We start from the raw sequence: 25,276 nt of genomic DNA on the forward strand, positions 1-25,276 counted from the left end.
CCGTCGGGCACCGCGCCCGGCCCGGGGGCGTCGGGCATCGCGCCGGGTACGTCGAACGGCGTGCACGCCCCGCGGGCGGCGAGGGTCGGCCCCGGAGCCTGAGCGCGGGCGTCGCGGACGCTTTCCGAGCTGACGTCTGCCGGACCTCCACGGCACAATAGGGCCACGGGGGATCGCCGATGCGTGAGGGGGCACGTACGGTGGGGCACGAGAGCCGGACGGACACCGTCCACAACACGGTCAGCGGGGGCACGCAGGGCACGGTGGTGCAGGCCCATACGGTCTACATCTCCCCTCCCCCGGAGGCTCCCGAGGCCGGTCGGCGCCGCCACCCGCTGCTCGTGTACGGGCTGGTCGCCGCCCTCGTGGCGGCCGCCGTGGTGCTGCCGGTGCTCGCCCAGGGGCAGCCGCCGGGTGACCGTGCCGTGCTGCGGCTGGGCGCGGTCGCCGCCGTGCTTCTGGGGCTGTACCTGGCGCTGGCCGAGCGGTTCGAGGCGCTCCGCCGGCGGCCCGCCGAGCTGTCCGGCGAGGAGCTGGACCGCGCCGCGGCCCGGCTCGGCCACGCCCTCGGCAGGCGGTACGAGAGCGAGGAACTGGCGTCCCGGGCGACCGACCCACTGCCGCTGCCGGTCCGCTGGACCGCCGCGCGTGCCCGGCTCACCAGTGAGCACGGGAGGGCTGCGGAGGGCGAGTTCGAGGACGTGGCGGACTTCTTCACGGGGCTGCCGAGGCAGCGCCTGGTCGTGCTGGGCGGGCCCGGCGCGGGCAAGTCCGTCATCGCCCTCCGTCTCGCCCGCGGCCTGCTCGAACGGCGCACGGCCGATCCCGGGGCGCCCGTCCCCGTCCTGCTGCCGCTCGCCTCCTGGGCCGCGCAGCGGGACGGCCTGTGGGCGTGGACCGCGGACCGGGTCGCCGAAGAGCACCCCGCCATCGGCGCCTCGGCCGGCCACCGCAGGGCCGTCGTCCTGGAACTCCTCCGCTCGGGGCGGCTGCTGCCCGTGCTGGACGGCTTCGACGAGCTGCCTGCGGGCCGGCAGGCCGGCGCGCTGCGCGAGCTGCGGGAGAGCCTCAGGCCGGCGGCACGGCTGGTGCTGACCAGCAGGACCGCCGCGTACGCCGCCGCCGTCGAGGAGATCGACGGTGTGCTGCCCGGCACCACGGTGGTGGAGCTGAAGCCGCTCACGTTCGCGTCCGTCGCCGCCTACCTGCCGCGCACCGCCCGTGCCAGATCCCTCGACGGATCAGGCAGGGGCGTCACCAAGTGGGACCCTGTCCTGGACCGGATGCGCTCCCCCGGTGCCGACGCCGCGGCGCGGCGGCTGCGCGAGGTGCTCGGCACCCCGCTCATGGTGGGCCTGGCCCGGACCGCGTACAGCGACACGCCCGCCGATCCGCGGGACCTGCTGGACGAGGAGAGGTTCGCCTCCCGCTCGGCGATCGAGCGCCATCTGCTGGACCGGTTCCTGTCGGCCGTCTACCGGCGGGCCGGCCCGGACGGCGGACGGCAGGCGCGCGGCTGGACCGAGGACAAGGCGCTGGCCTGGCTGGGCTTCCTGGCCGGCGCGCTGCGCAGGGGGCGGGTGCAGGACCTGGCCTGGTGGCAGCTGGACGAGCTGGTGCCCCGCGCCGTCCGCGCGGTGGGCACCGCGGTGCCCCTGGCGGCCGCCACGCTCGTGGTGCGGCAGCTCGGTTTCGGCCGGTCGCTGTGGCTCCTCTACGCGGCCCTCGCGCTGCTGGCGCTGGTCGGCGACTGGGCCCGGATCAGGCGGACCGAGGGCCGGTTCCCGCCTCCGTCGCGCCTGGTGTGGCCGGTGCGGGAGGCCCGGCGCGGGGCGTGGCGGACGACACTGCTGTGGGGGCTCGGGCTGGGCGCCCCCGCGCTGCTCGTCATCTGGCCTCTCCGTGCCGGGCACGCGCACGCGTTCGCCTGGTGCGCGATGTCTCTCGCGGAGGCCGGCGTGGCCCTGACGACGACCCGGTTCGCGAGGGTGGCCCGGCTGCCCGCCGACCCCACGGCGGCGTCCGAGCCCCTGGAGATGCTGCGCCAGGACCGCCGCGCGGCGCTCGTGCTCGGCGCCGTCGAGATGCCCCGGCAGAAGTACCTGGACGCCTGCGAGGCGGCGCTGGTCGCGCCGGCCGTGATGCTCGTGGTGTGGGGTCTGGCCGGGGGTGCGGACGTCACGGACGCCACCGATCTCGTGCTGTGCACCCTGGCCATGATGGCCGTCTGGCTGCTGGGCCACCTGTCGCTCTCCGCATGGGGCCGCTTCGCGGTGGCCCGGATCTGGCTCGCGGCGAGGGGGCGGCTGCCCTGGCGCCTGATGGCGTTCCTGCGCGACGCCCACCACCGCGGCGTCCTGCGGCAGACCGGCGGCCAGTACCGGTTCCGGCACATCGAGCTGCGCGACAGGCTCGCGCCGGCCCGGGCGGAGCCGGGGGCCGTCCCCGCCTGGCGGCACCGGGCCCGGCGGCTGGGCGGCGTGGCACGCGTCTACGCCGGTGGGACGATCGCGAGTGCGGCCGGCCTGGGGATCATGCTGGCGAGCCTGCCGGCCGTGGTGCACGCGCCCGGCCCCGCGGGGCCGTACCGGTCCGTGCCCGCCGCCTGCACGCTGCTGCCCGTCGGCTCGTTACGGCCGGTGTTCGCGCAGCCCGTCGCCAAGTCCGAGGAGAGGCGGCGGTGCGACCTCGAGGAGCGGTCGGCGCTGCTGTCGGACGCCACCGTGACGCTGGTCGCGGACGCCGCGCCCGCCGGGCCCGGCGAGAGCGCCGTGCGGTACGCCGGACGGTTCGTCAGGGAGAAGGTACGCGCCCCGGACCAGCGACCGGTCGCCGGGCTCGGCGACGAATCGGGCCTGGCGGCGACCGCCGCCACCGCCTTCCTGTACACGCGTGTCGACAACGTCGTCCTGCGGCTCTGGTTCAAGGAGCGGAGCAGCTTCGACGACTCCCGCACCTCGGCGGTGGCCAAGGCCCTGATGCGCATCGCCCTGCACCGCGCACGGCTGGCGCCCGCGCCCAAGGGCCCGGACGGCAAGCCGCTCACGGACACCCGGCTGCTCGCCTCGATCCACCGCTCCGATTTGCCGGCCGAGTACCGGCTGGCCTACGACGGGGACGCCCGTCAGCGGTCCGTGGCCGGAGCCACCCGGACGGACGCGGAGCGCGCCCAGCTCGCGGTGCGGGAGTTCGAGGACCTGCCGTTCGACTTCACGACGGCGAACTACATCGGATGCGTTCCGGGCGGCGTGGCCTGGGCCCGGTGGACGTGCGTCGACAACGCCCCCGAGGGGGCCCGGGTCCCGTACCTGGGCGTGGAGATCAATGTGCGCCTCTGTCCCGGGGACTGCACCGGCGAGCGGCTGACGAGGATCGCGTCCGCGATGCCGGGCCCCCACAAGGGCCTCCGGCGGCACGACAGATGGACGCTCTTCATGGAGCGCATCCGGAAGGGCACGCCCCTGCCGCGCCGGCACGCCGTCGGCGATGTGTACCAGCTCTGGATGGTGACGGCCTTCACGGCGGGCTCGCGGGTCTACGTGGTCACCATGCAGGCGGCCACGGAGCAGGCGCACAAGGCGGACGCGCAGAAGATCGTCAATGACGTCTACACCCAGACGGCACGCGGCAGATGAGCCACGTCGAGACAGACGACGCCCGGCAGGATCCGCTCCCCCGGCCGGTCCCGGAGCGTGTCCGGCACTGGGCGCCGGGCCCGGGACGTCCGGCGGGCAGCGCCCGACGGTCCCTAGCCGCAGATGTAGACGATGAACCAGCTGCACGACTCCGACGGGCTCGGCTGGGGCTGGGACGGGGGGCGCGGGGGCGTGGCGGGCGAGGGGTCGTGGGAGCCGCCACCGGGGGTGCCGGGGGCGGAGGTCGGGCCGCCGGGCGCCGGGTGGTGGCCGCCGTCGTCCCCGCCGTCCTTCTTCTGCTCGCCGTCCCCGTCCTCGGCGGCCCGGCCGGCCTTGCCGTCCCCGCCGTCCCCGCCCCGCTCGTCGTCCGCCGCGGCCCCGGACGCGGACGAGGTGGCGGAGGGCGCTCCGGCCACCGGGTCGGCGGCGGTGGACGAGGTGCCGGAGGTGCCGGAGGTGCCGTCGCCGGGTGTGGTGCCGGGCGTGGCGTCGGAGCGGTCCCGCGCCGAGGCGTCGTCGGCGCTCCTGAACGGGGTCTCGATATGGACCTCGGCCAGGCTCAGCGCCCCCAGGGCGAGCACCAGGCCAGCGCCGGCGAGGAGGACCCTGCGGCGCTTGCGGCGGTGCGCCGCCCTGCGGCCGGCGCGGGACCGGCGGCCCTCGTCGAGGGTCTCCGGATCGTCCTCCCCCTCCTCGTAGGGGGCTTCCGCGGCCTCCTCGGCGGCGCGGGCCTCCGCGTAGGCGCGGCAGTCCTCGGCAGGCGTCCCACACCCAGGGCACGCATAGGCGCCGTTGAGGTGCCTGCGGCACGGGTGGCAGTAGTCCATGACGGTCGAAGGCTAGGGGCCGGGCGTGTCGTGAAGAAAGCCACGGCTGTGAAAGTTGTGTGCAGGGGGACGGCCGTCCGGTGCGTCGCGGCCCGGGACCACGGTGACAGGTCCCTCACATCGCGATATGTCCCTGCCGGGCGCACATCACCGTGTCATTGCAGGTGGTGTTCGACCCATTGACACCCTGGGGACTGCGTCTCTACTGTCACGCCAGCATTTCGAACGAATGACGAAATATCGAACATGCCCGCCGGCCAACGCGCCGTCAGAGAGCAGTACTGGGGAGCTACCGTGCGCATCACGGGAATCAGCACACATGTGGTGGGAACGCCCTGGCGGAACCTCACCTACGTACAGGTGCACACCGACGAGGGCCTGACCGGGGTGGGCGAGACCCGGATGCTGGGCCACACCGATGCGCTGCTCGGTTATCTGCGCGAGGCGGAGGTGAACCACATCGCGGGCTCCGACCCGTTCGCGGTGGAGGACCTGGTGCGCCGGATGAAGTACGGCGACTTCGGGCGGGCCGGCGAGATCGTGATGTCCGGCATCGCGGTCGTCGAGATGGCCTGCTGGGACATCAAGGGCAAGGCGCTCGGGGTGCCGGTCTGGCAACTCCTCGGCGGCAGGGTCACCGACCGGGTGAAGGCGTACGCGAACGGCTGGTACACCACGGAGCGCACCCCGGAGGCGTACCACAAGGCGGCGCGCGCCGTGGTAGAGCGCGGCTACCGGGCGCTGAAGATCGACCCGTTCGGCACCGGCCACTTCGAGCTGGACCACGCTCAGACCCGGTACGCGGTCTCCCTGATCGAGGCGGTCCGGGACGCGATCGGGCCGGAGGCCGAGCTGATGCTGGAGATGCACGGCCGGTTCTCGCCCGCCACCGCGGTCCGGCTGGCCCATGAGATGGCGCCGTTCCGCCCGGCCTGGCTGGAGGAGCCGGTGCCGCCGGAGAACCTCAAGGCCCTCGCGAAGGTGGCGCAGAAGGTGGACCTGCCGGTCGCGACCGGGGAGCGGATCCACGACCGCATCGAGTTCCGCGAGCTGTTCGAGGCGCAGGCCGCGGACATCATCCAGCCCGACGTCGGCCACATCGGCGGCATCCTGGAGACCAGGAAGCTGGCGGCCACCGCGGAGACCCACTACATGATGGTCGCCCCGCACAACGTCGGCGGCCCGGTGCTCACCGCCGCCTCGCTGCACGTCGCCGGCTGCACCCCCAACTTCAAGATCCTGGAGCACTTCAACGACTTCGCGGACGCGGAGATCAAGAAGGTGGTGAAGGGCGCGCCGGCCGTCGACCCCGAGACCGGCTGCTTCACGCTGCCCACGGCGCCCGGGCTCGGCGTGGAGCTGGACACCGACGCGGCGGCCGAGTTCCCCCAGCAGCAGGCACGGTTCGACCTGTGGGCGGAGGGCTGGGAGAAACGGAACCCCAAGGGCACCGGGCGCGGTGCCGAGGGCGCGCGGTGAGCACGGACTCCACGGTGCGCACGGACTCCTCGGTGACCACGGCCAGGGCGCCCGGGAGCGGCGGCGAGGCGGTGCTGGTGGAGGCGCCGGGCACCCACCGCCTCGTGAGGCACGAGCCGGTGCCGCCCGGGCCGGGCGAGGCGCTGGTGCGGGTGCACGCGTGCGGGATCTGCGGCAGCGACCGCGAGGTCGTACAGGGCCGGCGGCCCGCGGGGTACGTGCGCTATCCGCTGGTGCCGGGGCACGAGTGGTCCGGGACCGTCGAGGCGGTCGGCGCGGGCGTACCCGGGGGGCTGGTGGGGCGGAAGACCGTGGGCGAGGGGTTCCGCAACTGCCAGGTGTGCGCGCGGTGCCGCACCGGCGAGACGACGCTGTGCACCGCCGGGTACGAGGAGACCGGCTTCACCCTGCCGGGCGCCATGGCGAGCACGCTCACCCTGCCCGCCCGGCTCCTGCACCCGCTGCCCGACGACGCCGACCTCTCCGCGGCGGCCCTGCTGGAGCCCGCCGCGTGTGTCGCCGCCGCCGCGCTCAAGGCGGACGTCCGGCCGGGCGAGCGGGCGGCGGTGGTGGGCACCGGCACGCTCGGGATGCTGGCGGTGCAGTTCCTCGCGGCCTCCTCCCCCGCGCGGTTGCTCGCGGTCGGTGTCCACGACCACCGGAAGGCCCTGGCGCTCCGGCTCGGCGCGAGCGACTTCCATGTCCGGGGCGGCGCGGACGCACCGGGCTCCGGCGGGCCGGACACGCCGCGCGGCTCGCACGGCGCGGACGCGGCGGGCGGCTTCCACGGCGCGGACGCGGCGGGCGGCCTCGGCGGCTCCGGCACACCGGGCCCCTCCGGCTCCGGCACACCGGGCCCCTCCGGCTCCGGCACACCGGGCCCCTCCGGCGGCACCGACGCGCCGGGCGGCTTCGACGTCGTCGTGGAGACCGCGGGGTCGGCGGCCGCCGCCCGGGAGGCGGCCGGGCTGCTGCGCCGCGGCGGGCGCCTCGTGCTCACCGGGATCCCCGGCCCCGGTGCCGCGGGGCTCGACCCCACGGACCTGGTGGTGCGGCAGATCACGGTGCTGACGGTGTTCGGGGCGCCGCCGGCGGCCTGGGCGCACGCCGTGCGCGCCTTCGCCGCCGGGCTCCTCACGCCCGCGCCGCTGATCAGCCACGAGCTGCCGCTGAGCGACTTCGGCCGCGCGATCGACCTGGTCGAGGCGGCGGCCCCGGAGACGGGGAAGGTACTGCTCAGGCCCTGACGGGGCCGGGCTTCCGGCCCCCGGGGCCCGGGCTCCGCCGCCCGGCCGCCGTCCGGTCCCGCCGCCGCCCCACCGGGACGCCCCGACCCGCCGACGCCGTCCCCGCCCCACCGGGGACACGCCCACCGAGACGCCGTCCCCCTCCCGTCCCGCCGAACAAGCTCCCGGGCCCGCCCCCTCACCGGGCCTGGGGCCCCTCCCCCACCAGGCCCCGCCGGCCCGCTGCCAGGACCCCGCCGATCAGCCCTCAGCACCCGCCAACCCGCCCAGAGCCTCGCCGACCGGCCCCCGAGCCTCAACCAGCCCGCCCCACCGGACCCCCACCGTCCACCCGAACCATCCCCACGAACATGAAGGACAGCCCGTGAACGACAAGCCCCACGCGGCACCCCGACGCCCGGGAGAGGCGGCGCTCGACGCGCTCGGACTCGCCGGGCCCCCGCTGCAGGACGCCGACGCCTCCCCGCGCGCCTTCCCCGACGGCGGCACCTGGCGCACCGAGATCCCCTCCGTGGAGGGCCCGGAGGCACTGGCCACGGTGCTGAAGGAGGCGGAACGGCTCGACGTGCCGGTGCACCGCATCAGCCAGGGCAGCGGCGTGTGGATGCTCACCGACGCCGAGATCTCCGAGATGGTGGCCGCCTGCGCCGAACGGAACGTCGAGCTGTGCCTGTTCACCGGGCCGCGCGGCACCTGGGACACCGGCGCCTCCACCCGCACCGACTCCCGCGGCGGGGGCCTCAGGGCCCGCGGCCACGACGCGCTGGCCGGCTGTGTGGAGGACGCGCTGCGCGCCACCTCACTCGGCGTCAAGTGCGTGCTGGTCGCCGACGAGGGCGTGCTGTGGACGCTGCACCGGATGCGGGAGACGGGCGCGCTGCCCGCGGACACCACGTTCAAGGTGTCCGCGCTGGTCGGTCCGGTGAACCCGGCGGCGTTCGCGGTCTGGGAAGGCCTCGGCGCCGACTCCGTGAACATCCCCTCGGACCTCTCCCTCCAGCACTTCACGGAGATCCGGCGGGCCGCCCGCGCCCCCATGGACCTCTATGTGGAGGCGCCGGACGACCTCGGCGGCTACGTCCGGATGTACGACGCGGCGGAGCTGATCCGGCGCGGGGCGCCCGTCTACCTGAAGTTCGGCCTCTCCAAGGCCCCCGGGATCTATCCGTACGGGGCCCACCTGCGGGACGTCACGCTGGACACCGCGCGTGAGCGGGTGCGCCGCGGTCGTCTCGTCCTCGATCTGCTGGCCCGGCACGGTGCCGACGGCGGGATGTCGCCGCTCGGCGCCCGGCTGCCGGGCGAACTCCAGCGCTTCCCCCAGCCACCCGAAGGGAACTGACCATGCGCACCCGCACGTCCCGCACCCCGCGGCCGCGCCCCGCGGTGTTCGAACCGAGGCCGCAGCGCACGTCACACGTCCCCAGGCCGCGCCGCGGCGTCCTGCGGCCCGCCGCGGTCGCCGCGCTCGGGGTACTGCTCGCGGCCTCGGTCACCGCCTGCGGCCAGGAGGCCAAGGGCGGCAGCCGCTACCACCCGGACAGCGCCAAGGGCAGCACCATCGGCATCGCCATGCCCACCAAGTCCTCCGAGCGGTGGATAGCCGACGGACAGAACATGGCGAAGCAGTTCCAGAAGGCCGGCTACAAGACCGACCTCCAGTACGGCGACGACCAGGTGGAGAACCAGGTCTCCCAGATCGAGAACATGATCACCAAGGGCGACCGGCTGCTGGTGATCGCCGCCATCGACGGGCGCGCGCTCACCGACGTGCTCAAACGCGCGCACGACCAGGGCATCCGCGTCATCTCCTACGACCGGCTGATCCTCGGCACGCCGTACGTGGACTACTACGCGTCGTTCGACAACGAGCGGGTCGGCCGGCTCCAGGGCCAGTACATCCTGGACAAGCTCGGGTTGAAGGAGCCCGAGAAGGGCGGGAGGTCGTACAACATCGAGCTGTTCGCGGGCTCGTCCGACGACAACAACACCAAGTACTTCTGGAACGGCGCCATGAAGGTGCTGAAGCCGTACTTCGACTCCGGCCAGCTCGTGGTGCGCAGCCACCAGACCCGGATGAGCCAGGCCTTCACGCTCCGCTGGGACGGCGGCACCGCGCAGAAGCGCATGGACGACCTGCTGACGAAGAACTACGGCACCGAGGACGTGGACGCGGTGCTCTCCCCGTACGACGGGATCTCGATCGGGGTGCTCTCGGCGCTGAAGAGCGCGGGGTACGGCACGAAGGACCACCCGCTGCCGGTGGTGACCGGGCAGGACGCGGAGCTGGCCTCCGTGAAGTCGATCATCCGCGGCGAGCAGACGCAGACCGTCTTCAAGGACACCCGCAAGCTCGCCGCGCAGGCCGTGCAGATGGGCAACGCGGTCCTCAACGGCAAGAAGCCGAAGGTCAACAACACCACCGACTACAACAACGGCAAGCGGACCGTGCCCGCGTACCTGCTCGACCCGGTCTCCATCGACAAGTCGAACACGCAGCTCCTGGTCGACGAGGGCTACTACACGAAGAAGCAGCTGTCATGAGCGGGCCCCGGGCGGGCGCCGGCCCGAACGGCGCCGCGGCGGGCTCCTCCGGGACGGGCCCCGGCGAGCGGCCGCTGCTGGAGATGCGCGGCATCACCAAGACGTTCCCGGGTGTGACGGCCCTCAAGGACGTCCGGCTGACCGTGCGGCCCGGCGAGATCCACGCGATCTGCGGCGAGAACGGCGCCGGCAAGTCGACGCTGATGAAGGTGCTCAGCGGGGTGCACCCGCACGGCACCTATGACGGCGAGATCCTCTTCGACGGCGAGCCGGTGGCGTTCAGGGACATCCGGGCCAGCGAGCAGCGCGGCATCGTGATCATCCACCAGGAGCTGGCGCTGGTGCCGTACCTGTCGATCGCGGAGAACATCTTCCTCGGCAACGAGCAGACCCGCCGCGGCGTCATCGACTGGAACGAGACGCACCGCAGCGCGGCACGCCTGCTGGCCCGGGTCGGGCTGCACGAGAAGCCGGCCACCCCGGTGGCGGACCTCGGCGTCGGCAAGCAGCAGCTGGTGGAGATCGCCAAGGCGCTGTCGAAGAAGGTACGGCTGCTGATCCTGGACGAGCCGACGGCGGCGCTCAACGACGAGGACAGCCGGGCACTGCTCGGGCTCATCCTGGAGCTGCGCGAGCAGGGCATCGCCTGCATCCTCATCTCGCACAAGCTGAACGAGATCCGCCGGGTCGCGGACACGGTGACCATCCTGCGCGACGGCCGCACCATCGAGACGCTGCCGGTGCGCACCACCCCGGACGCGGAGCCGGAGGTCTCGGAGGACCGGATCATCCGGGGCATGGTCGGCCGCGACCTGGACCACCGCTTCCCGGACCGCACCCCCTACACGGGCGAGGACGCCGGCACCGTGGCGCTGCGGGTGACGGGCTGGACGGTCCGGCACCCGGTGGACCACCAGCGCACGGTCGTCGACGACGTGTCGCTGACGGTGCGGCGCGGGGAGATCGTCGGCGTGGCCGGGCTGATGGGCGCGGGCCGCACCGAGCTGGCGATGTCGGTGTTCGGCCGGTCCTACGGGCAGTACGTGACCGGCTCGGTGGAGGTGGACGGGCGGCCGGTGGACACCCGCACGGTGCCCGCGGCGGTGGCGGCCGGCATCGCGTACGTCACCGAGGACCGCAAGCGCTACGGCCTGAACCTCATCGACACGGTGAACCGCAACGTGTCGCTGGCGTCGCTGCCGGGGCTCGCGCGGCACGGCATCGTCAACGAGCACGAGGAGCGGCGGGTCGCGGAGCGGTACCGGACGTCGATGAACATCAAGACGCCCACCGTCTTCGAGGAGGTGGGCAGGCTCTCCGGCGGCAACCAGCAGAAGGTCGTGCTGAGCAAGTGGATCCACGCCGGGCCCGAGGTGCTGATCCTCGACGAGCCGACGCGTGGGATCGACGTCGGCGCCAAGTACGAGATCTACACGGTCGTGGACCGGCTGGCGGCGCAGGGCAAGGCGGTGCTCTTCATCTCCTCGGAGCTGCCGGAGCTGCTGGGCATGTGCGACCGGATCTACACCATGGCCGCGGGCCGGCTGACCGGCGAGGTCAGCCGTGCGGAGGCCACCCAGGAAGTGCTGATGCGTCAGATGACCATGGATGGAAGCCGAGGCAGCTCATGAGCACCACGACCACACCGCCCAGCGACCCGCCCGTCCCGCAGGCGGTCATCCCGTCCACGGGGACCGCCCTGCTGCACAGCCTGCGCACCAACATGCGCCAGTACGGGATGCTGATCGCGCTGGCGTTCATCATCGTGCTCTTCGAGATCTGGACGGACGGCACGCTGCTGCTGCCGAACAACGTCTCCAACCTGGTCCAGCAGAACAGCTACATCCTGATTCTTGCCATGGGCATGATGATCGTGATCATCGCGGGCCACATCGACCTGTCCGTGGGGTCGCTGGTGGCGTTCGTGGGCGCGTTCTCGGCCGTACTGATGATCAAGAACGATATGCCCTGGGGCCTGGCGCTGGTGCTGTCGCTGCTGATCGGCGCGGTGGCGGGAGCCTGGCAGGGCTACTTCATCGCCTTCCTGGGCATCCCGTCGTTCATCGTGACGCTGGCCGGGATGCTGCTGTTCCGCGGCCTGACGCAGATCATCCTCCAGGGGCAGTCGATCGCGCCGTTCCCGGGCGGTTTCCAGGACATCGCGCAGGGCTTCATCCCGGAGATGGGCCCGTACACGCAGTACCACAACCCGACGCTGGTGATCGGCCTGGTCGTGGTGGTCTGGCTGCTGGTGCAGCAGTGGCGGGACCGGCGGCGGCAGCTCAGGTACGAGCTGGAGGTGGTGCCGGCCGGGCTGTGGGCGCTGAAGTGCGGCGCGATCACGGCCGCGGTGGTGGCGTTCACGCTGACGCTGGCGAGCTTCCACGGGGTCCCCGTCGTGCTGCTGATCATGTGTGCGCTGCTCATCGGCCTCGGCTATGTGATGCGCAACGCGGTGGTCGGCCGCCATGTCTACGCGCTCGGCGGCAACAAGGCCGCCGCGACGCTCTCCGGCGTGAAGGACAAGCGGGTCACGTTCCTGGTCTTCGTCACCATGGGCGTGCTCGCGGCGCTCGCGGGCTGTGTGTACGCGGCCCGGCTGAACGCGGCGACGCCGAACGCGGGCCTGAACTTCGAGCTGGAGGCGATCGCGGCGGCGTTCATCGGCGGCGCGTCGATGAGCGGCGGCGTCGGCTCGGTCCTGGGCGCGGTGATCGGCGGCCTGGTCCTGGGCGTCCTCAACAACGGCATGTCGCTGGTGGGCGTCGGCACGGACTATCAGCAGGTCATCAAGGGTCTGGTACTGCTGACCGCGGTCGGCTTCGACGTCTGGAACAAACGCCGAGCAGGCCGTTAGGGCTCCCTTCGCGGCCTCCGGCCGCCCCGGTCCGGCCCCCTTCGCGCCGGTGACCACCTGCCCGTTTCGTGGTGGCTTGCCGCGCAGGTCCCCGCGCCCCTTCACGGCGGAGCCGCGCCCCGATCAGGGCGCGGGGACCTGCGCGATCGGCCCCGACGAGACCGGCAGGTCGTCACCGGCCCGAAGGGGCAGTCTCGATCATGCATGAACGGGTCATCGACGAAAGCAGGAGCTGAACATGATCACGAGCAGGCGCACCGTGCTGGCCGGCGCCGCAGGCGCCGCGGGAGCCGTCGCCGCGACGGCCGTGGCGGGCGGTACCGCCCAGGCCGCCGCCGCCCCGGCCGGCAGGCCGGAGGGTGTGGGCCGAACGCCCACGAAGGAACCCTTCGGCACCCTCCCCGACGGCACCGCCGTGGACCGCTGGACCCTGGAGAACGGCGGGATCCGCATGAAGGTGCTCAGCTACGGCGGCACCGTCCAGTCCCTGGAACTGCCCGACCGCAGAGGCCGCTACGCCAACGTCTCGCTGGGCTTCGACACGCTGGACGGCTACCTCGCGTCCACCACCTACTTCGGCGCCCTCATCGGCCGCTACGGCAACCGCATCGCACAGGGCCGCTTCACCCTGGACGGCACCGAGTACCAGCTGCCGCAGAACGACGGCGAGAACAGCCTGCACGGCGGCACCAAGGGCTTCGACAAGCGGGTCTGGGACATCACCCCGTTCGCGGACAAGCGCGGCGTCGGCCTTGTGCTCGGCTACGTCAGCGCGGACGGCGAGATGGGCTACCCCGGCACCCTCACCGTGCGCGTCACCTACACCCTCGGCGCGGACGCGAGCTGGCGCATCGACTACGAGGCGACCACCGACAAGCCGACCGTCGTCAACCTCACCAACCACACCTACTTCAACCTCGCCGGCGAGGGCAGCGGGGACATCTACGGCCACGAGCTGACCCTGGACGCCTCCCGCTACACCCCCGTCGACGCCACCCTCATCCCCACCGGGGAGCTCGCGGCGGTCAGGGGCACCCCGTTCGACTTCAGGTCCGGCAAGCCGGTGGGCCGCGACATCCGCGACGGCCACGACCAGCTCGGCAAGGCGCGCGGCTACGACCACAACTGGGTCTTCGACAAGGGCATCACCGCCGAGCCCCGGCTCGTCGCCCGGCTGCGCGACCCGGGCTCGGGGCGGACGGTGCGGATCGCCACCACGGAGCCGGGGGTGCAGTTCTACTCGGGCAACTCCATAGACAACGACGGCTCGCTGCTCGGCACGTCGGGCCGCCGGTACCGGCAGGGCGACGGGCTCGCCCTGGAGACACAGCACTTCCCCGACTCGCCGAACCAGCCGTCGTTCCCCTCCACGGTGCTGCGGCCCGGCGAGACCTACCGATCCACCACGGAGTACCTCTTCGATGCCTGACACCGACACCACGGCCGCGCCCGGCTCTGCGACCGACGCCGCACCGGGCGCGGCGCCGGGCGCCCGCTTCACCCTCCATCCGGCCTTCACGGTCGGCGAGGTCGACCCCCGCCTCTTCGGCTCGTTCGTGGAGCACCTGGGACGCTGCGTGTACTCGGGCGTCTTCGAGCCGGGCCACCCGGCGGCCGACGAGGCGGGCCTGCGCACGGACGTCCTGGAGCTGATCCGGGAGCTGGGCGTGACCACCGTGCGCTATCCGGGGGGCAACTTCGTCTCCGGCTACCGCTGGGAGGACTCGGTCGGCCCCGCCGGGGAGCGGCCGCGCCGTCTCGACCTGGCCTGGCACTCCACCGAGACCAACCGGTTCGGGCTGAGCGAGTTCATCGCCTTCGTCCGGCGCCTCGGCCCGCAGGCGGAGCCCATGCTCGCCGTCAACCTCGGCACTCGCGGCATCGCGGACGCCCTCCGGCTCCAGGAGTACGCCAACCACCCCGGCGGCACCGAGCTGTCGGACCTGCGCAGGGCGCACGGCGACGAGGACCCGTACGGGGTCCGGCTGTGGTGCCTGGGCAACGAGATGGACGGGCCCTGGCAGACCGGCGCCAAGACCGCGCGGGAGTACGGCAGGCTGGCCGCCGAGACGGCGCGCGCCATGCGCCAGATGGACCCCGGCGTGCGGCTCGTCGCGTGCGGCAGCTCCAACCGGTCGATGCCGACGTTCGCGGCCTGGGAGGCCACCGTCCTCGAGGAGGCCTACGAGCTGGTCGACTACGTCTCCCTGCACGCCTACTACGAGGAGGTGGACGGCGACCGCGACTCGTTCCTGGCGTCGGCGGCGGACATGGAGTCGTTCATCGAGAGCGTCGTCGCCACCTGCGACCACGTGGGCGCCAGGCTGAAGTCGGACCGGAGGATCGACCTCTCCTTCGACGAGTGGAACGTCTGGTACATGAGCCGGCACCACGCGGCCACCGCGGAGCCCTCGGACGACTGGCCGGAGGCACCGCGGCTGCTGGAGGACAACTACTCCGTCACCGACGCGGTCGTCTTCGGCTCGCTGCTGATCGCGCTGCTGCGGCACGCCGACCGGGTGCGGGTCGCGTGCCTCGCGCAGCTCGTCAACGTGATCGCGCCGATCCTGACGGAGCCCGGCGGCCCGGCCTGGCGGCAGACCACGTTCCACCCGTTCGCACAGGCCTCCCGGTACGGGCGCGGCCAGGTGCTCGACGTCCGGGTGACGGCGCCGGCGCACCGGACAGCGAAGTACGGCGAGGTGCCGCTGCTGCACGCGACGGCGGTACGGGACCCCGGCACGGGTGCCGTCACCGTCTTCGCCGTCAACCGCGACCAGCACCGGGAGCTGCCGCTCGACATCACCCTGCACGGCCTCGGGCTCAGCGAGGTCGTCGAGCACAGCGCCCTCGCGGACCCGGACCCGGATGCCCGCAACACCCTAGATGAACCCGATCGGGTGACACCCCATCCGGTGAACCGGACCGTGCTCACGGACGGTTCGCTGCGTACGGTGCTTGAACCGCTGTCCTGGAACATGATCCGGCTGGCCTGACGCACGGTACGGCACGGCACCTGCACGGACGCGGCACCGGGCCCGGCACGCCGGGCCACCACGGCCGGCGGCCCGCACCAGGGGGTGGGTGCGGGCCGTCTCCGTGCGTACGGGCCGCCCGTCCGTTGCGGGCGGGTGCGGGGCCGCCCGTCCGGGACGGTCCCGGTCAGGCGGGCGGCTCCGGTCAGCCGGACGGTCCCGGCCAGCCGGACGGTCCCGGTCAGCCGCCGAAGGGCGGTTGCGCCAGGCCGGCACCCGCATCCGGGACCACCAGCAGCGATCCGGAGAGCGGGTGCGGGGCGTCGAGCCCGGTGCGGGCGGTGGTGATGTAGAGGTCGGTGAGGCCGGCCCCGCCGAACGCGGCCGCGGTGGGCCGCCGCACCGGCAGCTCCACGACCCGGTCCAGCGTCCCCGAGGGCGTGTAGCGGCGCACCGCGGCGCCGTCCCACAGCGCCACCCACACACAGCCGTCGGCGTCCACGGTGAGGCCGTCCGGGAAGCCCGCGCCCTTCTCCACGGCGGCGAACTCCCGCCGCCCGCGGACCCGTTCGCCGCCGCCCTCGACATCGAAGACGTCGATGCGCCGGGTGGGCGTGTCCACGTAGTACATCAGCCGCCCGTCGGGGCTCCAGCCGGTGCCGTTGCTGACGGTGACCTCGTCCAGGACGGGAGTGGCCGTGCCGTCCGGGGCGATCCGGGTGAGGCCGCCGCGGCCGGGCGCCTCGTCGTAGTCCATGGTGCCGGCCCACAGGGCGCCGTCCGGTGCGACGGCCGCGTCGTTGCCGCGGAGCCCCGGCACCGGGGCGTGGTGCAGCCAGCGGAAGGCGCCCGGCGGGCCCTCGGCGCCGGGGCCCACGGGGTCGTAGACGCCGACGCCGTCGCGGAGGTTGACGACCAGGCCGCCGCCCGCGCGGGGCTTGGCGGCGCCCACGTGCTGCTCGGTGGCCAGGACGGTGCGGTGGCCCGACGCGGGGTCCCAGCCGTGGATCCGGGCGCCGAGGATGTCCACCCAGATCAGCCTGCGGGCGGCCGGGTCCCAGGTCGGGCCCTCGCCCAGCACGGCCTCGGTGCGCACGGCGACGTCGAAGGTGCTGCCCATGACCGTCACACCCCCCGGTGCCCGAGGCGCTCGGAGAGGTCCGCGGCGCCCTTGGCGGCGAGACCCGCCAGCTCCGCGCGGCGCTCGTCGCTCCAGCGGCTCATCGGGACGGAGATCGACAGGGCCGCCACGACCCGGCCCGAGCGGTCGCGGACCGGGGCGGCCACACAGCTCACGTCCGGGTTGGACTCCCGGCTCTCGACGGCGGTGCCCCGGGCGCGGATCCCGGCCAGCTCGGCACGCAGGGCGGCCGGGTCCGTGATGCTGTTCGGGGTCATCGCGGTGAGGCGGGTGCCGTCGGGGATGCGCGCGGTGAGCTCGGGCTCCGGGAGGGAGGCCAGCAGCATCTTGCCGACGGAGGTGCAGTGGGCGGGGAGCCGGCGGCCGGCGGCGGAGACCATCCGCACCGCGTGCGTCGAGTCGACCTTGGCTATGTAGATCACGTCGGTGTCCTCCAGGATGGCGACGTGCACGGTCTCGTCGCAGGTCTCCGCGACGGTCCTGGCCACCTGCTGCCCCTCGGCCGCCAGGTCGAGCTGCTCGGCGTACCTGCTGCCGAGCTGGTAGGGGCGGACGCCGAGGCGGTAGCGGCCCGGGGTGTCCGGGAGCGGCGTGAGATAGGAGCGTGCGACGAGCGTGGTGACCAGCTCGTGCACGGTGGTGCGGGGCAACTGGAGCTTACGGACGATCTCCGGCGCGGACAGGGTGCCGTCGCCGTCGAGGAAGAGCTCCAGGATGTCCAGAGCCCGGGTGACTGCGGGTACGAGGCGTCCCATCGGCCGCCGGCCCCCTCCCTGCCCGGTTCGACGGATCCGGCGGTGCGAGGTCGCCGGACCAACGTTCGAGATTTCAACGGGCGATCGTAATCACGAACAATCGCCCGCCAGCGTAGGCCGCACACGGCCGCCGGGCAATGCCCGGGCACCGTGGGCAGGCACCCGACCCCTGATCGTGCCGGCCGGCAGCCTGGCCGCCATGCCCGGCACACACGGCACCGCCGGGTGGCTCGCGCTGCGGCCGGCGGCCGGCGCGACGAGCGCCCTAGTCCTCGTCATCATCGTCAGCTCCCTCCTCGGCCGTCTGCGCGAGACCGGGCCGGGTGGCCGTGGGCCCGGAGGGACAGGGGGATGATGGGGGGATGGCCGGCACACCCTTCACACCGTTGCACTTCCAGCTGGTGCTGCTGCGCCGGATGGCCGACCACCATCCGCGCCTCGTCGAGGACGCCCGCCGCGAACTGGGCGTCTCGCAGACCGAGATGCGCGAGGCCAACCGCCGCTGGCAGGCCATGGTCCGCTCGCCCCGCGCCCGCAGCGCCGCCGGCCGCTACAGCTCGGTGCTGGGCGCCCCCGAGCTCCGCGAGCGGCGGCAGATCGGGGACCTGGAGTGCGAGGCCCTGCTGTGGCCGGTGCCGCTGTGGCCCACACTCCGCTTCGAGATCCTGCTCGCCCCGAACGGCGCCGTCTGGAACGAGTGGCTGGTACGCGCCCCCGGCGCCCCGGCGCCGGTGCTCCGCTCGGTGGCCGACCTGCGCCCCTGGTCCTGCACGGTCGACGAGGTCGCCCGCGCCTTCCCGCCGGCCCGCCCGATGGAGGGCACCGCACCCACCCGCTGGCGGCTCTCGTTCGCGGCCCCGCCCGGGGACGCAACGGCCGGCACCGGGAACGCGGCCGGGCAACGGCGGCGCTGGGTCGCGGAGTTCACCTGGGGACTGCTCCAGCGGGTGACCGAGACCGGGTGAGGCGCCGTCCGGTCCCGCGCCCCTGCGGCCGCCGCACCGTGTGGCGGACGGCCTCGCCCCGGCCCTGCTCCACTTGCGTCCCGGCGCCGGCAGGCAGCACCTCCGGCGCCCGCCGGGGAACGCCTGGCGGCGGGCGGCGGCACCCGGGCGCTGGCGCCACGCGCCCCGGCACCGCGGTCACCGTTCTCCGTGCTCCGCCGCCTTCAGGATGCCGTCCACCACCGACGGGACGGAGTCGGGGTGCAGGGAGAGGAAGAGGTTCGGCTCGACCAGTTCCAGCTCCATCACGCACGGCTGACCGTCGTCGCCGTCGACGAGGTCCACGCGCGCGTACAGCAGCTCGGGCGCGCCCGGGACGGCGGCCAGGGCCCGTTCGGCGACGGCCAGTTCGGCCGGGGTGGGCTGCCACGGGCGGGCGTCGGGGTGGGCGGTCCTCGCCGCGTCGTAGGCGGTGCCGGGCGCGAGCACCGCGCCCTTGCGGATGGCGTGCAGCAGGCGCCCGCCGAAGAACAGCAGCGCGCGCTCGCCCGTGGTGTCGATCCGCCGCATGTACGGCTGCACGATCGCGGTCAGCCCCGCCGCGTGCAGCCGGCCGAGGTGCCGGCGGGCGGCCCCGGCGGCATCCGGGTCGCCGGCGCGGTACCGGGCGGCGAGCCGCGCGCCCGCGCCGGCCGTCGGCTTGATGACGTACTCGGGGCCGTCCGCGCCGCCCAGGTCGTCCGGGAGCCCGGCGGCGTCGCCCGGCGCCAGGAACCGGGTCGGCACGACCGGCACGCCGGCCGCGGCCAGGTCGCCCAGGTACCGCTTGTCGGTGTTCCAGCGGATCACCGGGGCGGGGTTGGCGAGCCTGGTGAGCGTCGCGCACCGCTCGGCCCAGGCCGTGTACGCCTCGGTGTGCAGGGTGTAGTCCCAGGTGGAGCGGATCACCGCGAGGTCGTACGAGGCCCAGTCGACGGCGGGATCGTCCCAGCACACGGCGTCCGCCGCGGCCCCCGCCGCGCTCACCGCCCGGTACAGCCCGGGGAGGTCGGGGTCGAGCGGTATCCCCGGCTGCGGCCGGCAGGTGACCAGCGCGATCCTGCGAGGGGCGGGTGTCACGGCGTCCTCCTGCCAGCGGGTTCCGACACTGCCCGCAATGTAACAACCGCCGAGGCCCGGCCTCCTGCCACCCGGCCGCCCCGGCCGCCCCGCCCGCTCCGGCATGGGGGCCGCAGACCGCAGACCGCAGACCGCAGACCGCAGACCGCAGACGGAACCGCGAAGCCGCGCTTGACCTTCCCCGAAGGGGAAGCCGCAGCATCGGCGGTGCCGGGCCGCGGGCCCGGTGACGAGCGAGGACACCAGGAGGGGGAGCCGGTGAGCGCACGCGGGCACAGGGAGCGGGTGGCCACGGGGCACACGGGCCACGCGCCCCCGGGCGGACCGCACGGCGACCAGACGGCCGGAGCCGTGCTGACGATCGGCGCCTTCGCGAAGGCGGCCCGGCTCTCGCCGAGGGCCCTGCGGCTCTACGACGAGCTGGGGCTGCTGCGCCCCGCCCGCGTCGACCCGCTTACCGGTTACCGCTACTACGCGCCCGGCCAGCTGGCGCGGGCCCGGCTGGTGGCATGGCTGCGCCGGCGATGCGGCGGGGACCGGGAGCGGCAGGGGTTGGGGGTGACAGGACCGGGCGCGGCAGGGACCGGGGTCGGCAGGAACGGGACGGCAAGGACCGGACGCCACAGAGACCAGGGCTCGGCAGAAACCAAGGTCAGCAAGGACCGGGCGCCACAGAGACCGGAGCCCGTAGGAATCAGTGCGGGGCAGAGACCGGGCCGGGCGGAGACCGGGGGCAGGGGGCCGGGGCGACCGGGACTCCCCACGTCCCCCTGCTGCGCCGGGACCGTACCCCGTACGGTGACGTCGGAGCACGGCGGGGCGCCCGCACCGCGCGCCGGGGCGCGTACCGGCCGCGCACCCGGCACACCCCGCCCGCCCGCACCCGCACGCCGGCACATCGCACGACGACAAGGAGCACCGCGTGAGCCCTCTCCTCCCGGCCGTGGCGGCCGGTGCCGACCGCCCCGCCCTCGGCTTCGGCCCACGGACCCTCAGCTACGCCGCCCTGCGCGCCACCGCGACCGGCCTGGCCGCCCGGATCGCCGGCAAGGAGCGCGTCGCCGTGTGGGCCACGCCCACCCTGGAGACCGCGGTGGCCGTCGTGGGCGCGCTGTTCGCCGGGGCCTCCGTGGTGCCGCTGAACCCGAGGTCGGGGGCCGGCGAGCTGACCCACATCGTGTCCGACAGCGCACCGGCGCTGCTGCTGGCCGCCCCGGGCGAACCGCTTCCCGACGCGCTCGCCGCCCTGCCCCGCACGGACGTCGACGTGGCCGTGGCGACGACCGCCCCCGCGGTGCCGCTGCCCGAACCGGACGCCGAGGCCCCGGCGTTCATCGTCTACACCTCCGGCACCACCGGGCCCCCGAAGGGCGTGCTCATCCCGCACCGCGCGGTCGCTGCGACGCTGGACGCGCTCGCCGAGGCCTGGCAGTGGACCGCGGACGACGTGCTGGTGCACGGGCTCCCGCTGTTCCACGTGCACGGCCTGATCCTCGGCGTCCTTGGGCCGCTGCGGCGCGGCGGGGCGGTGCGGCACCTCGGCAGGTTCAGCACCGAGGGCGTGGCGCGGGAGCTGGCGGACGGGGCGACCATGCTGTTCGGGGTGCCCACCATGTACCACCGCATCGCCGAGGCACTGCCCGGCGACCCCGCACTCGCGGCGGCGCTGGCCGGCGCGCGGCTGCTGGTGTCGGGCTCCGCGGCGCTTCCGGTGCACGACCACGAGCGGATCACGGCCGCCACGGGGCGCGTGGTCGTCGAGCGGTACGGCATGACGGAGACGCTGATGAACACCAGCGTGCTGCCGGGCGGCGAGCCCCGCCCCGGCACCGTCGGCGTACCGCTGCCGGGCGTGGAACTGCGCCTCGTGGACGAGGCGGGCGAGGTGCTCGGCGGGGCGGGCGCCCCGGGATCGGACGGCGCCCTCGGCGCGGACGGCGGTCCGAGTGCGGACGGCGGTCCGAGTGTGAACGGTGATCCCGGCGCGGGCAGCGGCCCGGGCGCGGGCGGTACCGCGGGCACGGACAGCGGCCCGGGCGCGCGCGGCGGTGCGGGCGCGGACCGCGGCGCGGGACCGGACGGCGGCACGGGCGTCGAGGAGGTCGGCGAGATCCAGGTGCGCGGCCCCAACCTCTTCACCGGCTACCTCAACCGGCCCGACGCGACCGCCGCCGCCTTCACCGAGGACGGCTGGTTCCGCACCGGCGACATGGCGGTGCTCGACCCGGACGGCGCGGTGCGGATCGTGGGCCGCAAGGCCACCGACCTCATCAAGAGCGGCGGCTTCAAGATCGGCGCGGGCGAGATCGAGAACGCGCTCCTGGAGCACCCCGGGGTCCGCGAGGCGGCGGTGACCGGCGAGCCGGACGACGACCTCGGGGAGCGCGTGGTCGCCTGGGTGGTGCCCGAGGACCCCGCCGCCCCGCCGGCGGAAGGTGAGCTGGCCGATCACGTCAGCCGGCGCCTCGCCCCGCACAAGCGGCCTCGCGCCGTGCGCTACCTCGATGCCCTGCCTCGCAACGACATGGGCAAGATCATGAAACGGGCCCTGCCGCACTGAGCTCCGCCGGCCCGCGGCAGGGAACGACACCACCGGAGTGGTGCCCCCACCAGGTACCCCAGGGCACGGCCCCGCGCCCTCCTGCGGCACCCTGACGCGAAGAGCCACCCGCCAAGGGGCGCGGGCAACTGCGCGAACGACCGCCACCGGCCCGCGGCCGGAAGACGACAGCACCTGTGACGCGGCCGAGGCCGAAGCGGCCAGGGTCTCGGTCCGCACCGGGACGGTGGCAACCCGCGGCACCGTCCCGGCCGGGCGCGCGGTTACCCGCGCCCCTTCGGGGCGCTCCTCACGCCTCCGGCGACCGCGCGTCGTAGCGGACGAAGCCCCGCCAGGTAAGGCCGAGGACCGTCACCGCGGCGACGCACAGCAGGCCGCCGCCGGTGATCGCCACGGTGGGCGAGGCGAGGTCGCCCACCGTGCCGGCGAGGAAGTCACCGAGCCGGGGGCCGCCCGCGACCACGATGACGAAGACGCCCTGCAGCCGGCCGCGCATCTCGTCCGGGCTGGCCGCCTGCATCATGGTGTTCCTGAGCACCATGGAGAAGGTGTCCGAGCAGCCGGCGAGGGCCAGGAAGAACAGGCCGAGCGGCAGGCTCCGGCTCAGGCCGAAGGCGGCGACGGCCACGCCCCAGCCGGCCACCGAGAGCAGGATCACCAGCCCGTGCCTGCGCATCCGGCCCAGCCAGCCGGAGAACACCGAGCCGGCCAGCGCGCCCACCGCGGGAGCGGCCACCAGCAGGCCCGTGGTGCCGGCGTCCCCGCCGTACCAGAGGACGGCGACCGCGGGGAAGAGGGCCTTGGGGCTGGCGAGCACCATCGCGCACATGTCGGAGAAGAAGTTCATGCGGATGTTGGGCCGGGTGGCCAGGAAGCGCAGCCCGTCGATGACGGAGGCCCGGCGCCGCCTGCCGTCCGCGCCGTCCGGCCGCATCGAGGGCAGCCGCCACATCGCGTAGAGCGAGGCGGTGAACGCCACCGCGTCGATGATGTACGCGGCCTGGTAGCCCCAGAGTCCGACCACGACGCCGCCGAGCATGGGCCCGAACATGGTGCCCGCCGTCATGGTCATGGAGCCGAGGGCGTTCGCGGCGGGCAGTTGCCCGGCCGGCAGCAGGCGGGGCACCATCGCCGCCCGGGCCGGAGCGTTCAGCGCCGCGCAGACGGCCTGCAGCGCCACGATCGTGTACAGGAACCACACGTGGTGGAAGCCGGCGAGGGCGCCCGCCGCGAGGATGAACGACAGCGCCCACAGGCCGCAGGACGAGTAGAGGCCGAGCTTGCGGCGGTCGACGGTGTCCGCGATCGCGCCGCCGTAGAGCCCGAAGACGACGAGCGGCACCAGGGTGAAGAGGCCCACCAGGCCGACCGAGAAGCTGGAGTGGGTGATGTCGTAGACCTGGAGCGAGATCGCGAGGGCCGTCATCGCCTGGCCCAGCCGGGAGACGGTGTCCCCCATCCACAGCCGCCGGTAGTCGGGCGAGGTGCGCAGCGGGGTGAGGTCGGCGAGGACCCGGCGCCGGGCCCTTACCGGGGGCGGCTCGGGGGGCGTGGTGTCCGCGGGTACGGCGGCGGGCGGGGGGCCGGGTATCGGACCGGCGTCGCGCTCGGCGCCGCCGTTTTCTTCCTTCGGGGCTGTGCTGGTCACAGGGGATGCTAACAACGGAGCCCCGGAGGGGTCCGTCGCGCGGTGCCGGGCGGCGGGCGCGGTGCCCTTGGTGCGGGCGCGGCGGCGCGTGCTGTGCGCGTGCCGTGCGCGGGGCGCGGGGCGCGGTGGGCATGGTGGGCATGGTGGGGTTGCGGGGCCCCCCGCCGGCCCGGGGAGCCGCCGCCGCGTGCCGTTTCCGAGGCCGGGGCCGTCCGGGGCCGGTCAGGGGCGGTTCGGGGACCGTCCGGGAGCCGTCCGAGGGCCGTCGGGGGACCGTCCGGGAGCCGTCCGATGGCCGTCCGAGGGCCGTCCGGGGGCCTTGCGGCGAAGATCACCCGTGCGGGGGCGCCCCACCCGGCTCATCCCATAGTGCGACTTTTGCCCTTTACCCGCACCATGCGAAGACGGGGCCACCGTCCGTTGGCCCGCCACGGTCTTGCGCTCTCGGGAGGATTCGCCATGACCATCAGTGCCGGCCTGGAGCAGCTCCGCCGCTGCCATGTAGCCGTCGATCTCGGGGCCACCAGGACCCGTGTCTATGTGAAGGGCGCCGGGCTCGTCGTCGACCAGCCGAGCGCCGCCGCGGTCAACACCAGGACGGGGGCGCTGATCGCGGTCGGCGAGCTGGCGGAGCAGATGACCGGGCGTACCCCCGGCTACATCCGTGTGGTCCGGCCGGTCTCCGGCGGCACCGTGGTCGACATCGAGGTGGGCCGGCGGATGCTGCGGGCGCTGCTGGGCGACAAGGTGCGGCGGGCGCTGCGCCGCAAGCCGCGGCTGCGGGCCGCCGTGTGCGTCCCGCACGACGCGGATCCGCTGGCGCGGCGGGCGGCGACGGAGACGCTGCTGGGCCTCGGCGCCCGCCGGGTCGAGCTGGTGGACACGCTGATCGCGGCGGCGGTGGGCTGCGGGCTGCCGGTGGAGCGCGCGGAGGCGACCATGATCCTCGCGTGCGGTGCGACCACCACGCAGATCGCGGTGCTCTCGCTGGGTGCGGTGGTCACCGCGGAGCGGGTGCCGGTCGGGGGCGACGCCATCGACCATGCGATCGTGCAGCATCTGCGGCAGCGGCACGAGTTGGTGCTCGCGTCGCAGTCGGTGCGGCCGCTGCATCTTGCGCTGTCCGGGAACGGGCTGACGGCGGTGGGGCCCCAGTGGGCGGAGATCCAGGGGCGGGACGTGACCACCGGGTTGCCGCGGTCGGTGCAGGTGGACACGGCGGCGGTGCGCGATGCGATCCACACGCCGCTGGTCGCGGTGCTCGACGGGATCGGGAGGGTGCTGCGGGACTGCCCGCCGGATCTGGTGGCCGATCTCGCCGATCAGGGGGTGATGCTGGTGGGGGGCAGCGCGTTGCTTCCCGGTCTCGACCAGACGTTGCGGGATGCGACGGGGATGCCGGTGCGGATTGCCGAGCGGCCGGATGTGTGTGCGGTGTTGGGGCTCGGGGCGTTGGTGGAGGGGAAGATCCAGCCGATGGTTCTCGACCCGCTGGCGGGTTAGACGCGCGGCGTGCGGCGCCCGGGAGTGCCCCCGGGGGCCCCT

General features: G+C 74.3%; 18 protein-coding genes and 1 pseudogene. 14 read left to right on the forward strand and 5 right to left on the reverse strand.

Annotated features, from left to right (window positions below; translation table 11 throughout):
* Positions 1-179: 179 nt before the first annotated feature.
* On the forward strand, positions 180-3,635 hold the full coding sequence (locus ACSMXW_RS08025) for an NACHT domain-containing protein (protein WP_485804775.1): 3,456 nt from the start codon (positions 180-182) through the stop codon (positions 3,633-3,635).
* A 113-nt stretch (positions 3,636-3,748) separates the two neighbouring features.
* On the opposite strand, the gene ACSMXW_RS08030 is transcribed toward ACSMXW_RS08025, so the two are convergent.
* Complete coding sequence (locus ACSMXW_RS08030; RefSeq protein ID WP_485804776.1) at positions 3,749-4,462, reverse strand: SCO2400 family protein; 714 nt, start codon at positions 4,460-4,462, stop codon at positions 3,749-3,751.
* A gap of 294 nt (positions 4,463-4,756) precedes the next feature.
* Here ACSMXW_RS08030 and ACSMXW_RS08035 point away from each other — a divergent pair, with 294 nt between their 5' ends.
* The 8 genes from ACSMXW_RS08035 (at position 4,757) to arfA (ending at position 15,585) form a co-directional block, all read left to right on the forward strand.
* Positions 4,757-5,941 (forward strand): mandelate racemase/muconate lactonizing enzyme family protein, encoded by a 1,185-nt coding sequence (locus ACSMXW_RS08035; RefSeq protein WP_485804777.1) that lies wholly within the window; start codon positions 4,757-4,759, stop codon positions 5,939-5,941.
* Between the two features lie 32 nt (positions 5,942-5,973).
* Positions 5,974-7,188: a zinc-dependent alcohol dehydrogenase gene (locus ACSMXW_RS08040; protein ID WP_485807891.1), complete on the forward strand. Its 1,215-nt coding sequence runs from the start codon at positions 5,974-5,976 to the stop codon at positions 7,186-7,188.
* 364 nt (positions 7,189-7,552) lie between these two features.
* Positions 7,553-8,530 (forward strand): hypothetical protein, encoded by a 978-nt coding sequence (locus ACSMXW_RS08045; RefSeq protein ID WP_485804778.1) that lies wholly within the window; start codon positions 7,553-7,555, stop codon positions 8,528-8,530.
* A 2-nt stretch (positions 8,531-8,532) separates the two neighbouring features.
* Entirely contained in the window at positions 8,533-9,732 is a 1,200-nt protein-coding gene (gene chvE, locus ACSMXW_RS08050; RefSeq protein WP_485804779.1) for a multiple monosaccharide ABC transporter substrate-binding protein, read from the forward strand.
* Positions 9,729-11,363: a multiple monosaccharide ABC transporter ATP-binding protein gene (mmsA, locus tag ACSMXW_RS08055; protein ID WP_485804780.1), complete on the forward strand. Its 1,635-nt coding sequence runs from the start codon at positions 9,729-9,731 to the stop codon at positions 11,361-11,363. Before chvE ends, mmsA begins: the two co-directional genes overlap by 4 nt.
* The gene (gene mmsB / locus ACSMXW_RS08060) at positions 11,360-12,589 is read left to right on the forward strand and encodes a multiple monosaccharide ABC transporter permease (RefSeq protein ID WP_485804781.1); all 1,230 of its coding nucleotides are present in this window, start codon (positions 11,360-11,362) and stop codon (positions 12,587-12,589) included. The genes mmsA and mmsB overlap by 4 nt, the downstream gene beginning before the upstream one ends.
* A gap of 238 nt (positions 12,590-12,827) precedes the next feature.
* On the forward strand, positions 12,828-14,018 hold the full coding sequence (locus ACSMXW_RS08065) for an aldose epimerase family protein (protein WP_485804782.1): 1,191 nt from the start codon (positions 12,828-12,830) through the stop codon (positions 14,016-14,018).
* Positions 14,011-15,585: an arabinosylfuranosidase ArfA gene (gene arfA / locus ACSMXW_RS08070; protein ID WP_485804783.1), complete on the forward strand. Its 1,575-nt coding sequence runs from the start codon at positions 14,011-14,013 to the stop codon at positions 15,583-15,585. The genes ACSMXW_RS08065 and arfA overlap by 8 nt, the downstream gene beginning before the upstream one ends.
* 220 nt (positions 15,586-15,805) lie before the next feature.
* Here the strand turns inward: arfA and ACSMXW_RS08075 are convergent, their stop codons facing one another.
* Positions 15,806-16,684, reverse strand: a complete 879-nt coding sequence (locus tag ACSMXW_RS08075; protein WP_485804784.1) for an SMP-30/gluconolactonase/LRE family protein — start codon at positions 16,682-16,684, stop codon at positions 15,806-15,808.
* Positions 16,685-16,689: 5 nt separating this feature from the next.
* Entirely contained in the window at positions 16,690-17,460 is a 771-nt protein-coding gene (locus tag ACSMXW_RS08080) for an IclR family transcriptional regulator (protein WP_485804785.1), read from the reverse strand.
* A gap of 199 nt (positions 17,461-17,659) precedes the next feature.
* On the opposite strand from ACSMXW_RS08080, the gene ACSMXW_RS08085 reads away from it, so the two are divergent.
* Positions 17,660-17,815, forward strand: a complete 156-nt coding sequence (locus tag ACSMXW_RS08085) for a hypothetical protein (protein ID WP_485804786.1) — start codon at positions 17,660-17,662, stop codon at positions 17,813-17,815.
* A 7-nt stretch (positions 17,816-17,822) separates the two neighbouring features.
* Positions 17,823-18,425 (forward strand): hypothetical protein, encoded by a 603-nt coding sequence (locus ACSMXW_RS08090; protein ID WP_485804787.1) that lies wholly within the window; start codon positions 17,823-17,825, stop codon positions 18,423-18,425.
* 177 nt (positions 18,426-18,602) lie between these two features.
* On the opposite strand, the gene ACSMXW_RS08095 is transcribed toward ACSMXW_RS08090, so the two are convergent.
* Positions 18,603-19,523 (reverse strand): ATP-grasp domain-containing protein, encoded by a 921-nt coding sequence (locus tag ACSMXW_RS08095; RefSeq protein ID WP_485804788.1) that lies wholly within the window; start codon positions 19,521-19,523, stop codon positions 18,603-18,605.
* 351 nt (positions 19,524-19,874) lie between these two features.
* Between ACSMXW_RS08095 and ACSMXW_RS08100 the strand changes: the two are divergent.
* Both ACSMXW_RS08100 and ACSMXW_RS08105 read left to right on the forward strand, forming a co-directional pair.
* A pseudogene (locus ACSMXW_RS08100) lies at positions 19,875-20,030 on the forward strand (MerR family DNA-binding transcriptional regulator); the annotation flags it as partial.
* 415 nt (positions 20,031-20,445) lie between these two features.
* On the forward strand, positions 20,446-22,083 hold the full coding sequence (locus ACSMXW_RS08105) for an acyl-CoA synthetase (protein WP_485804789.1): 1,638 nt from the start codon (positions 20,446-20,448) through the stop codon (positions 22,081-22,083).
* 289 nt (positions 22,084-22,372) lie between these two features.
* Here ACSMXW_RS08105 and ACSMXW_RS08110 read toward each other — a convergent pair whose 3' ends face one another.
* Complete coding sequence (locus ACSMXW_RS08110) at positions 22,373-23,731, reverse strand: MFS transporter (RefSeq protein WP_485804790.1); 1,359 nt, start codon at positions 23,729-23,731, stop codon at positions 22,373-22,375.
* A 459-nt stretch (positions 23,732-24,190) separates the two neighbouring features.
* On the opposite strand from ACSMXW_RS08110, the gene ACSMXW_RS08115 reads away from it, so the two are divergent.
* Positions 24,191-25,234 carry a rod shape-determining protein gene (locus ACSMXW_RS08115; RefSeq protein WP_485804791.1) on the forward strand — a complete coding sequence of 348 codons (1,044 nt, stop codon included), beginning with the start codon at positions 24,191-24,193 and terminating at the stop codon, positions 25,232-25,234.
* The last annotated feature ends 42 nt before the right edge of the window (positions 25,235-25,276 follow it).

This window comes from Streptomyces sp. DSM 116793 (genome assembly GCF_057320905.1).

Excerpts from the sequence above, each read along its gene's own strand:
- ACSMXW_RS08115 (WP_485804791.1), top strand. The coding sequence starts at position 24,191 with ATGACCATCAGTGCCGGCCTGGAGCAGCTCCGCCGCTGCCATGTAGCC.
- mmsA (WP_485804780.1), top strand. The coding sequence starts at position 9,729 with ATGAGCGGGCCCCGGGCGGGCGCCGGCCCGAACGGCGCCGCGGCGGGC.
- ACSMXW_RS08025 (WP_485804775.1), top strand. The coding sequence starts at position 180 with ATGCGTGAGGGGGCACGTACGGTGGGGCACGAGAGCCGGACGGACACC.
- ACSMXW_RS08090 (WP_485804787.1), top strand. The coding sequence starts at position 17,823 with ATGGCCGGCACACCCTTCACACCGTTGCACTTCCAGCTGGTGCTGCTG.
- arfA (WP_485804783.1), top strand. The coding sequence starts at position 14,011 with ATGCCTGACACCGACACCACGGCCGCGCCCGGCTCTGCGACCGACGCC.
- ACSMXW_RS08085 (WP_485804786.1), top strand. The coding sequence starts at position 17,660 with ATGCCCGGCACACACGGCACCGCCGGGTGGCTCGCGCTGCGGCCGGCG.
- mmsB (WP_485804781.1), top strand. The coding sequence starts at position 11,360 with ATGAGCACCACGACCACACCGCCCAGCGACCCGCCCGTCCCGCAGGCG.
- ACSMXW_RS08030 (WP_485804776.1), bottom strand. The coding sequence starts at position 4,462 with ATGGACTACTGCCACCCGTGCCGCAGGCACCTCAACGGCGCCTATGCG.
- ACSMXW_RS08065 (WP_485804782.1), top strand. The coding sequence starts at position 12,828 with ATGATCACGAGCAGGCGCACCGTGCTGGCCGGCGCCGCAGGCGCCGCG.
- ACSMXW_RS08080 (WP_485804785.1), bottom strand. The coding sequence starts at position 17,460 with ATGGGACGCCTCGTACCCGCAGTCACCCGGGCTCTGGACATCCTGGAG.
- chvE (WP_485804779.1), top strand. The coding sequence starts at position 8,533 with ATGCGCACCCGCACGTCCCGCACCCCGCGGCCGCGCCCCGCGGTGTTC.
- ACSMXW_RS08075 (WP_485804784.1), bottom strand. The coding sequence starts at position 16,684 with ATGGGCAGCACCTTCGACGTCGCCGTGCGCACCGAGGCCGTGCTGGGC.